Consider the following 9,790-nt stretch of genomic DNA (forward strand, 5'->3'; position numbering starts at 1 on the left):
TTTACTTTCCTTTTTTGGGTTTAATAGAGCAGTTTTGCTGGTACGGTTATAATTTCAGGGAATATGACGAATAAAATTATTATTGCCATATAGGCGAATAAGAAAGGTAATATACCCTTTGTTATTTTTTCTAATGGTTCTTTAGCTACGCTAGAAACGACACTTAATACGGTGCCAACAGGTGGTGTTATTAATCCGACACAACCAACCATAATGAACATAACGCCAAAATAAATTGGGTCTATGCCAGCCTTTATAATAAGAGGGATAGTTACTGGTGCTAAAATTAGGATGGTTGGAGTGAGGTCCATAACCATACCGATTAATAACATTACCACCACAATGGTCGCCATTAAGGTTCTAGGGCTATCCATAATAGGTTCTAGAATGCTGATCAGTTCTGCTGGTAAATCCGCTAGTGTCACCATGTAGGAAGAGACAATCGCGGCCGCGCAAAGGAACATCACAATACTGGTTGTATAAGCGGCTTGTATAAAAAGCGGAACAAGGTCGGTTATTTTAATTTCACGATAAACGACAAGACTAATGATCATCGCATAGCCTGCTGCAATTACCGCGGCTTCGGTTGGAGTGAAAAGCCCTCCTCGTAGACCACCAATAATGATGACGGGCATGAGTAAGGCAAAAAAACCGTCCTTTGCAACTTTCAATCGAGTTTTGATGCTTTGACGAGGCTGAGGCTCAACATCAACTGATTTCATGCTCCATTTCCAAGCTAAAACCAAGCCCAATCCCATGATAATTCCAGGGACAATGCCTGCCATAAATAGCTTGCTGATAGATTGGTTCGCTGTTACACCAAAAATAATAAATGGCATGCTGGGTGGAATGATCGGGGCGATAATGCCTCCAGCCGCAATTAATCCAGCAGAGCGGCCTATTGGGTAGCCGTTATTTCGCATCATTGGCAACAGCAATGTGGCTAAAGCCGCGGTATCCGCAATGGCCGATCCAGAAAGGCTCGCTAATATAACGGCTGCAATGATGGCTACATATCCCAATCCGCCACGTCTATGGCCTACACAACTAATTGCCAGATTAATGATGCGTTTAGATATACCTCCGGCATTCATTACCTCTCCCGCAAGAATGAAGAAAGGAACGGCCATTAAAGGGAAGCTGTCAGCACCATTTATAAGGTTCTGGGCAATAAGTTGGGCATCGAAGAAATCAAGGTGCCACATTAATGTTATGCCAGTTAAGACGAGAGCAAAGGCTATTGGCATGCCTAAAAACATAAACCCAGATAGGCTTAATAAAAAGATTCCTAAAGCCATTAGTTGTTTTCCTTCATTTGATCAGGAGTGACGATTACGTTTCCTGCTAGATGAGCCTTATTATTGTTTAGTAGGATACGAATGAGGTTTCTAATTATGTAGAATCCCATTCCTAAAGACGCAAAAAGCCCAGTGGAATACATAAATGCTAATGGATATTTCATGACAGTAGAGGTTATGTTCCAACCGATGTTGTATTGCTTCCAGCTGCCTTCAAGAAACAAAAACAAGGCATATATCATCAACAAATGACTGACTACCGCGCATAGTATTCGCAGTTTAGAAGGGAGCTTTCTTTGAATAAGATCAAAGCCAATATGGGAATGTCGACCAACAGCCAGTGTTGCTCCCATAAAAATAAGCCATACGAATAACAAACGGGATAATTCTTCTGACGCCGCTATCCCAGAACCAAACAAATACCGTAAAACCACATTTATAAACACGGCTGAGAACATGACCGCTAAGGCGAGAGCCATCATGTACTCAATGAGCTTCTCAAACTTATGAATTACATTGTCCATTTTTTTCACCATTATTATTTTAATTTAAAAAGGAAAAAATCACGCTTCCATTTTTAATGTGAATGTCTTGGCGGATTGTCTTTTGAAATAACTTTCAAATGCAGCGTTGCCGGTTCTAAGCAGCCTCCTGTTGAGAGTTGTCCAACAAGTTGACGATACAATTCTTGCCAAGGGGTTTGAGAGGCAGGAATATTGGGGGTCCATTCTTGACGGCGTTTCTCCAGTTCAGCATCATCAATTTGAAGATTGATTGATCGCTTATTAAGGTCGACAAGGAGTATGTCATTGGTCTGTAATAGAGCAATGCCGCCACCAACAGCCGATTCAGGAGACATATTTAAAATAGATGGGCTGGCAGATGTTCCGCTTTGACGACCGTCACCTAAGCAGGGTAATGATGTCACGCCTTTTTTCATTAATTTTGACGGTGGATCCATATTGACGACTTCAGCACTTCCTGGGTAGCCAACAGTGCCTGCACCGCGAATAACAAGAATGCATCTTTCATCAATATTTAATTCAGGGTCTTCTATCCGAGCATGGTAGTCTTCAGGGCCTTCAAAAACGATGGCACGAGCCTTAAATGAGTTCTCTGCACCAGGTTCTGATAAGTAGGTTTTCTTGAATGCTTCACCGACAACAGACATTTTCATTATGGCGCTATCAAAAAAGTTGCCGCTTAGAACAATAAAGCCTGCTCGATGTTTCAGCGGTGTTGTACAGGGATAAATAACATCCGCATTGTGTGTTGGATTTTTGGCGGCAATTTCCCCAATAGTTTTACCATTAACGGTTTCACATTGGTCATGTAGGTAGCCTGATTTTTGCAATTCATGTAGCACCGCAGGTACACCTCCAGCACGGTGGAACCCTTCTCCAAGGTGTTTTCCTGCAGGCATACAGTTTACGATTAATGGGATGTCTTCACCGACTTCTTGCCAATCATCTAGAGATAAATCAATGCCCATATGACGAGCAATGGCAATCAGATGAGGAGGGCAGTTAGTTGAAGCGCCTAGAGCAGAGGCAACGGCAATAGCATTATGAAACGCCTCTTTTGTCATGATGTGAGAAGGGCGAATATCATTCAAAACTAATTCACAGATACGTTTCCCTGTCGCATAGGCCATCTGCCCACGTTCTCTATAGGGTGCTGGAATACTGGCGCATCCAGGTAGGGACATACCTAACGCTTCTGCTAAAGCGTTCATGGATAATGCTGTCCCCATGGTATTGCAATGACCAATCGAAGGTGATGCTGCTGTTGTCATCTCCATAAAACCTTCGTAATCAATCTTGCCTGTTGCAAGTAATTTTCGTGAGCTCCAGATTACGGTCCCCGATCCAATTAGCTCACCTTTATGATGACCATCCAGCATGGGTCCACCAGAGAGTACTATGGAAGGTAAATCCGTAGTGGCGGCCGCCATTAGGCAGGCAGGGGTTGTTTTATCGCAACCGGTGGTGAGTACGACGCCATCTAAAGGATAACCATGAAGTATTTCAACTAATCCTAAATAGGCTAAATTTCGATCCAGTGCTGCTGTTGGACGACGAGTTTGCTCCGCAATTGGATGGACAGGAAATTCCATTGGTATACCGCCAGCATCGCGTATACCTTCTTTTATTCGTTGAGCCAATTGCACATGATGGCGATTACAAGGTGTAAGGTCACTTCCTGTTTGTGCAATACCTATAATGGGTCTACCTGACTGCAGCTCTTCTCGCGTTAGGCCTTGGTTCATATAGCGTTCTACATACAATGCTGTCATGTCCGCATGACTTGGATCATCAAACCATTGCTGGCTTCGTAAGCGAAAATTATTATTTTTTTGCATTTCTCTATCTCTTTTTAAGTTTTTATTCATGCGGAGCTAATAGCTTGAAAAATCAGTATTGATCAGTTCAGCTGATAATTTTTCAATAGCGTTACTGTTGTGATTTTAATAAACCGCGATGAGCTAAATTGTTGATGAGGGAGTGGACTCCAAAGGTCCATGGTTTTGCTTGGCTGCTGTGCGTGACAGTATTAAGAAGTGAGCCTATTTTAGGGGAGCTAATCATTACCGTATCTCCTAACTTATGCGTAAAACCACCGCCAATTTCATCACGATCTTGTGTAGGTGAAAATAGAGTTCCTAGGAATAAGAAAAAACCATCAGGGTATTGGTGATTTTCATTAAGAGTTTGGTTAACAAGATCCACAGGACTTCGGCTAATTTTAATCATTGAAGAGAGTCCCGTTAGTACGAACCCATCCATGCCTTCAACTTTTAAGGAGACGTCACAATGATGAACATCTTCTAAGGTGAAGTTATCATCAAACAGACGAATAAAAGGTCCAATAGAACAGGAAGCATTATTGTCTTTCGCTTTACTTAATAGAAGGGCACTGCGACCTTCAAAATCACGTAAATTGACATCGTTACCTAATGTCGCGCCCTGTATTTTTCCTTTACTGTTCACAGCAAGAACCACTTCTGGCTCAGGGTTATTCCATTCAGATTTTGGGTGAATACCAATTAGATTACCGCTTCCTACTGCGGATAAAACCGGTGCTTTAGTAAATATTTCTGCATCGGGCCCAATACCTACTTCTAAGTACTGTGACCACATGCCTTTTTCAATAAGCAGCTTTTTAAGTTGTAACGCTTTTTCTGATCCAGGATTAACCGAGTTGAGGTTGTCACCAATCACTTCTTGTACAAGAGTACGTATCTCTTTTGCTTTTGCCGGATTACCGCCTGCTTGCTCTTCTATTACACGTTCAATCATGCTGGATGCAAAAGTAACCCCCGCTGCTTTGATGACTTGCAGGTCTACTGGAGCAATAAGGTAAGAATGGTTTTTGTTAGGCGATTCATGGGTGTTTGCTAACAGCTCTTCTAGGCTGCATAAATGCTTTCCGGGAAATTTTTCTAATTGTTCTAAAGGGTGCTCAGTTTCAAGGAACTCACTTAGTGTTGCAAAGTGGTTAGATAAATCAAAGACTCTATCCTCACGAATAACAATAAGAGATGGGCCAGATGGATTACCTGGAACCCATGCACGACCAATAAGAGTGGCTTGATTTGCATCGACAGGGAGTGTGTTTTGTTTTGTGAGTTTGATCGGCATAATTTCTATTTCCTTCTCTAATTAAATGTACATTAAGATGGACTATCGATAAAATCCAATGACATGTTGTTAATTATCGATAACTAATGGTTATCAGTTTGGAGGTCATTATGTCGAACCTTTCGTTTTCTACTTTTTGTAATTGGGTGAAATTCAGGCATCTTTTTTTATTAGATTCGCTTGGTAAAACAAAAAATATGCATTTAACGGCACAGCAAATGAACTTGAGCCAGCCAGCGGTAAGCAAAATGTTAAAAGAGATTGAGAGTTTGCTTGGTTTTGATGTGTTTGAGCGTCAGCCAAGAAGTATGGTGGCTACGAATTTAGGAGAACATGTCATTAGATATGCCCATACGACATTAAATGACGCGGATGGTTTTATTGAACAAATTAAAAGTTTACATAAGGGAGGGCATGGATACTTAAAAGTGGGCGGTATTTTCGCATCGACTTCAGTTGTTCTTCCTGAAGCTATTTTGGAAATTAAGCAACGTTACCCTCTTTTAAATGTAGAAGTGGTTGAGCAAACAAGTGGTAACTTAATGAAAATGCTTGAAGAAAAAACGTTGGATTTGGCTATAGGCCGTTACTCGGAACAAGGTCAGCAACAAAACTTTGATTTTACCCCCTTATCGCCAGAAAACTTTTGTTTAGTTGTTAATTCAAGTCACCCACTTAGTGGTAGAGAGGATGTGTCATTGGATCAGTTATTTGAATGGCCTTGGTTGTTGTACCCAAAAGGAACACCCATACGAAATCGAATGGAAGAGTCTTTTGCCAAAGCAGGCGTTTCATTACCGAAAAATATTGTGGTCACCATATCGGTCCAGACATTTCTTGAGTTACTGCAACGGGGGCCGATGGTCGGTATGTTGCCATCCATCATGGTTAAGCCCCATGTGGAAAGCGGTGTCCTTTCTGTTTTAAATACACCCTTGAACCTAGTGCCAGAGTATTATGGTATTTTGACAAGAAAAAATGAAAAGCTGATTGGCTCCGCTTTGGAATTTGCCAATATTCTTCAATATAACGCACAGCAGTCCCTAGATACTTAATACCTGATTTCCAATATCATTTAGTTATCAATCAATCAAAAAAGACCATTAGAAAGTAATCGATACTCAGCGTAAATTACCTTAAATAGTAAAAATGATATAGGGGATTTATGTCTGATTATGTGGCAGTCCTGTTAATTTTTTCATCAGAGCGATTCGTCACTTAATCCATAGATTATAACGATCGAAAGCCACTTTTATAACTCATTTAGGAGTAGAACATGAATTTAACGGGTCAATTATTGATTGGTCAAAATGAGGTCGTTGCTGCAGGCGCGGCTGTTTGGGCGGTTAATCCTGCTACGGGTGAAAAACTTGAGCCAGCGTATCACGGTGGTGGGCATGAGGAAGTTGAACAAGCGTGTAAATTAGCAGAATCGGCAAGTGTGGCCTTCCGTTCTACCTCGTTAGAAGATAGAGCGACTTTCCTAGAGACCATTGCGGCGGAAATTGAAGCCATTGGTGAACCTTTGGTAGAGCGCTGTATGTTGGAAACCGGGTTACCAAAAGCACGCATTGAAGGTGAGCGAGGTAGAACATGTGGACAATTGCGTTTATTTGCATCGGTCGTACGTGCTGGGGAATGGCTGGATGTACGTCTTGAATCGGCCATGCCAGAAAGACAGCCATTACCGCGCGTAGATTTACGCCAACAAAATATCGCTTTAGGTCCGGTTGCTGTCTTTGGTGCGAGCAATTTCCCATTAGCATTTAGTGTCGCCGGTGGTGATACCGCATCGGCTTTTGCAGCAGGGTGTCCTGTAGTTGTGAAAGCGCACTCTGCGCATCCAGGGACATCGGAATTGGTTGGACGTGCGGTGCAAGCCGCAGTAGCAAAGTGCACTCTGCCTGAGGGCGTATTTTCATTGTTATACGGTTCGGGGACGCTTTTAGGGCAAGCCCTAGTTGCGGATTCGCGTATCAAAGCCGTAGGCTTTACCGGTTCTCGCCATGGTGGTGTTGCTCTAATGAAGATTGCTCAGTCGCGTCCTCAACCCATTCCTGTTTATGCAGAAATGAGCAGTATTAACCCTGTATTCCTATTACCTCAGGCTCTTGATTCACGGGCAACAAGTCTTGCAGAAGGTTTTATAGGCTCTTTATCTATGGGCGCTGGTCAGTTTTGTACTAATCCAGGGTTGATCCTAGCCGTTCGAGGGGATGCTTTGGATCGTTTTTTAGCCACGGCGAAACAAACTATTGTGAATGTGGCACCACAGACTATGTTAACGGAAGGTATTCATCAGGCGTATGCAAATGGCGTTGAAGCCCTAGCAGGTAATGATAATGTCACTTTACAAGGCTATGGGGAAGCTGGGTCTCAGCCAAACGCTTGTCAAACTGGGCTTTTTAGTACAACAGCAAATCAGTTCTTAGCGGATGAAAGCTTAGGTGATGAAGTGTTTGGTGCGTGTTCCTTGGTGGTGGAATGTGATGATCTAGAGCAGATGCGATTGGTCGCGACTCAATTAGAAGGGCAACTGACGGCGACTTTGCAGATGGACGATGAAGATTTAGAGGTTGCTCAAACATTCTTGCCGATCTTAGAAGAAAAAGCCGGTCGTGTTATGGTGAATGGTTGGCCTACAGGTGTTGAAGTGTGCCATGCGATGGTTCATGGCGGCCCATTTCCAGCCACATCCGACGCTCGTTCTAGCTCTGTCGGCAGCTCTGCAATACAGCGTTTTTTAAGACCAGTGTGTTATCAAAACCTACCTCAAGCGCTCTTGCCGGAAGCGCTGCGTGATACGAACCCTGAGAATCTCTCCCGCCTAATGGATGGCAAAAGAGTGGTGACGGTTTAGCTGAGTTAAGGATTGATCTTCACTTTTTATTGGGATTAAAGTATAAGTCACCGTAAATGAGATTAGTAAGCGGGCCAGCGTAAAGCTGGGCCGTTTAACGGGTCTATTGATAATAAACTGCCCAAATAATCTTTATCGAGCCGTTATTAAGCTGGGTAGATAGGTTTCTACATCCGTTAATTCTCCTACATGATTAGCAAAGTGTTTGAGGAAGTTATCATAAAAAAATGAGCCTTCTGGAACGGAAGACGGAATTTTCCAAGTGGTTTCACTTGCGCTGTCTAAAGGAGAGGGTAGGGCTCCACCTAAAATAGCAGAAACAGCGAGTATCTTTAAAATTTTCAATTTGATCTTCGTAGGACAATGTTGTAGTCATAAAAATTATGGGAGTGAATCTGATTAAAAACCATACTCTTTATCTTTTAGTCTGCTTTTTTGCATCGATTATTCTAGAGAATAGAGGGATGGTAAAAAGTGAGGAATGTTAATTCCAAATAATCTTTGAATCTAAAGTATAGAAAAGAGTGTTTTATGTGTTGTTTTGATAAATAAGTCCAGACATAATCTACTTTTTTTCATTCGAAAATGCCTATGTTTTTTCTGTATTAATTGTGTATTCATCATTTATGAAAATATAGTTTGAATACTAGTGTTGAAATTTTCTGATCTGAGGTATATTTTGATCAGTAATAAGGACGCTTTTTTATTTCAAATGGATAGTCATATGAGCTGGGATGCTTTTTTAAGGTTGTTAAGATGAGGCCTAGAGATAGGCATAGCACCAACGTATCAGATGGTTATACATCACTTCAATAATACTCATTAGCCAATTAGATCAAATCTAAATTTTCACTTCATTGTTGAGGGTATTTTTATGTACTTAAGACCAGAAATTACTATTTCATCATTAGATGCAGATAGATTGTATAAACTGATTGAAACACTACCTGAGAGTCGCTTTGCAGGAAAGAAAGAGCTTGAAGCGGAGCTTGATCGTGCCAACATTGTTGATCCGGAGGAAGTACCACCAACATTGGTTACTATGAATTCGACGGTTAAATTTATCACCGAGCCATCTCAAGAGGCGTTTACTTTAACCTTGGTTTATCCAAAGGATGCGGATGGTAGTGACGATAAAATATCAATCTGTGCTCCAGTTGGAAGTGCTCTGCTTGGCTTATCTCAAGGCAGTGAAATTGAATGGCCAAAACCGGGTGGAGGGGTACTAAAGGTAAGGATAGAAGAGGTAACCTATCAACCAGAACGAGCAGGTGAATTACATCGTTAGCCAATCTTCGAGCGCTATAGAGGATGGCTAGTTAATACTGCTCTTTGATAACCAAAACTAAGATGATCGCTTGGTTTTGGTTTTTCGTCCGTTGCCTCTTTGTTCGTTTGTTTATGATTAAGGTATAAATATAGAGCCAGACATTTTTTAAGTCTGGAAGGTGTTCCCTTTTAGGCTCTCTTTTCCTTAACTGAAACGGATTTAGCGTCATAAAAGACGCTTATCTTTTTAGATTGTGATGACATTTACTGACAAAAATAAGGTAATGAATTTTATTTTATTATTACCTTATTGCGTCCACTGTTTTTGGCCTCATAAAGCGCGTTATCTGCACGTTTTATGAGGGCCTCAATCGTATCTCCCTTTATTGAGCATGTTAAGCCAAAGCTTGCGGTTTTAGGGGGGATACCATTAAAGTCATGTTTCCAGATGGCTAATCGTAGGGATTCTATTGTGGTTACGACATCGTCAATACTGGATTCGGGGTACAGAACAATAAATTCTTCTCCTCCATATCGTCCGACGAACCCTGTTTCTTTTAAATTGCTTTTGAGGATATTGGCTATTTCGATTAGGACTTGGTCGCCTTTCTGATGTCCATAGGTGTCATTTACTTCTTTAAAGTGATCGATGTCTAGAATAGAAAGACAGAAGTGATGGTCTGTATTATCATGCTTATTAATTTCATCTTGAATCAGTTCTT

At 41.6% G+C, this 9,790-nt stretch carries 9 protein-coding genes; 3 read left to right on the forward strand and 6 right to left on the reverse strand.

Translation table 11 applies throughout. The features are described from left to right. Positions 1-20 precede the first annotated feature (20 nt). From O1D97_RS00310 to O1D97_RS00325, 4 genes are all read right to left on the reverse strand, one after another. Positions 21-1,298: a TRAP transporter large permease subunit gene (locus O1D97_RS00310; RefSeq protein WP_269121771.1), complete on the reverse strand. Its 1,278-nt coding sequence runs from the start codon at positions 1,296-1,298 to the stop codon at positions 21-23. Continuing rightward, entirely contained in the window at positions 1,298-1,822 is a 525-nt protein-coding gene (locus tag O1D97_RS00315) for a TRAP transporter small permease (protein WP_269121773.1), read from the reverse strand. Before O1D97_RS00315 ends, O1D97_RS00310 begins: the two co-directional genes overlap by 1 nt. 53 nt (positions 1,823-1,875) lie before the next feature. Then, positions 1,876-3,660 carry an IlvD/Edd family dehydratase gene (locus O1D97_RS00320; RefSeq protein ID WP_269121775.1) on the reverse strand — a complete coding sequence of 595 codons (1,785 nt, stop codon included), beginning with the start codon at positions 3,658-3,660 and terminating at the stop codon, positions 1,876-1,878. 91 nt (positions 3,661-3,751) lie between these two features. Further along, positions 3,752-4,939 (reverse strand): fumarylacetoacetate hydrolase family protein, encoded by a 1,188-nt coding sequence (locus tag O1D97_RS00325; protein ID WP_269121777.1) that lies wholly within the window; start codon positions 4,937-4,939, stop codon positions 3,752-3,754. Between the two features lie 110 nt (positions 4,940-5,049). Between O1D97_RS00325 and O1D97_RS00330 the strand changes: the two genes are divergently transcribed. Both O1D97_RS00330 and O1D97_RS00335 read left to right on the forward strand, forming a co-directional pair. Then, the gene (locus O1D97_RS00330) at positions 5,050-5,994 is read left to right on the forward strand and encodes a LysR family transcriptional regulator (RefSeq protein ID WP_269121778.1); all 945 of its coding nucleotides are present in this window, start codon (positions 5,050-5,052) and stop codon (positions 5,992-5,994) included. A 221-nt stretch (positions 5,995-6,215) separates the two neighbouring features. Continuing rightward, positions 6,216-7,799 (forward strand): aldehyde dehydrogenase (NADP(+)), encoded by a 1,584-nt coding sequence (locus O1D97_RS00335; RefSeq protein ID WP_269121779.1) that lies wholly within the window; start codon positions 6,216-6,218, stop codon positions 7,797-7,799. 132 nt (positions 7,800-7,931) lie between these two features. Here O1D97_RS00335 and O1D97_RS00340 read toward each other — a convergent pair whose 3' ends face one another. After that, on the reverse strand, positions 7,932-8,144 hold the full coding sequence (locus O1D97_RS00340; RefSeq protein ID WP_269121781.1) for a hypothetical protein: 213 nt from the start codon (positions 8,142-8,144) through the stop codon (positions 7,932-7,934). A 529-nt stretch (positions 8,145-8,673) separates the two neighbouring features. Between O1D97_RS00340 and rnk the strand changes: the two genes are divergently transcribed. Beyond that, positions 8,674-9,087, forward strand: coding sequence for a nucleoside diphosphate kinase regulator (rnk, locus tag O1D97_RS00345; protein ID WP_269121782.1), 414 nt, complete (start codon positions 8,674-8,676; stop codon positions 9,085-9,087). Positions 9,088-9,359: 272 nt separating this feature from the next. Here the strand turns inward: rnk and O1D97_RS00350 are convergent. Continuing rightward, the coding region (locus O1D97_RS00350; protein WP_269121783.1) for a GGDEF domain-containing protein at positions 9,360-9,790 on the reverse strand (431 nt) is incomplete at its 5' end.

It is taken from the genome of Marinomonas phaeophyticola (assembly GCF_026966905.1).
GTDB lineage: Bacteria > Pseudomonadota > Gammaproteobacteria > Pseudomonadales > Marinomonadaceae > Marinomonas > Marinomonas phaeophyticola.

Bases quoted from the DNA above. Each gene is read 5' to 3' on its own strand.
- O1D97_RS00310 (WP_269121771.1), bottom strand. From the start codon at position 1,298: ATGGCTTTAGGAATCTTTTTATTAAGCCTATCTGGGTTTATGTTTTTA.
- O1D97_RS00315 (WP_269121773.1), bottom strand. From the start codon at position 1,822: ATGGACAATGTAATTCATAAGTTTGAGAAGCTCATTGAGTACATGATG.
- O1D97_RS00320 (WP_269121775.1), bottom strand. From the start codon at position 3,660: ATGCAAAAAAATAATAATTTTCGCTTACGAAGCCAGCAATGGTTTGAT.
- O1D97_RS00325 (WP_269121777.1), bottom strand. From the start codon at position 4,939: ATGCCGATCAAACTCACAAAACAAAACACACTCCCTGTCGATGCAAAT.
- O1D97_RS00330 (WP_269121778.1), top strand. From the start codon at position 5,050: ATGTCGAACCTTTCGTTTTCTACTTTTTGTAATTGGGTGAAATTCAGG.
- O1D97_RS00335 (WP_269121779.1), top strand. From the start codon at position 6,216: ATGAATTTAACGGGTCAATTATTGATTGGTCAAAATGAGGTCGTTGCT.
- rnk (WP_269121782.1), top strand. From the start codon at position 8,674: ATGTACTTAAGACCAGAAATTACTATTTCATCATTAGATGCAGATAGA.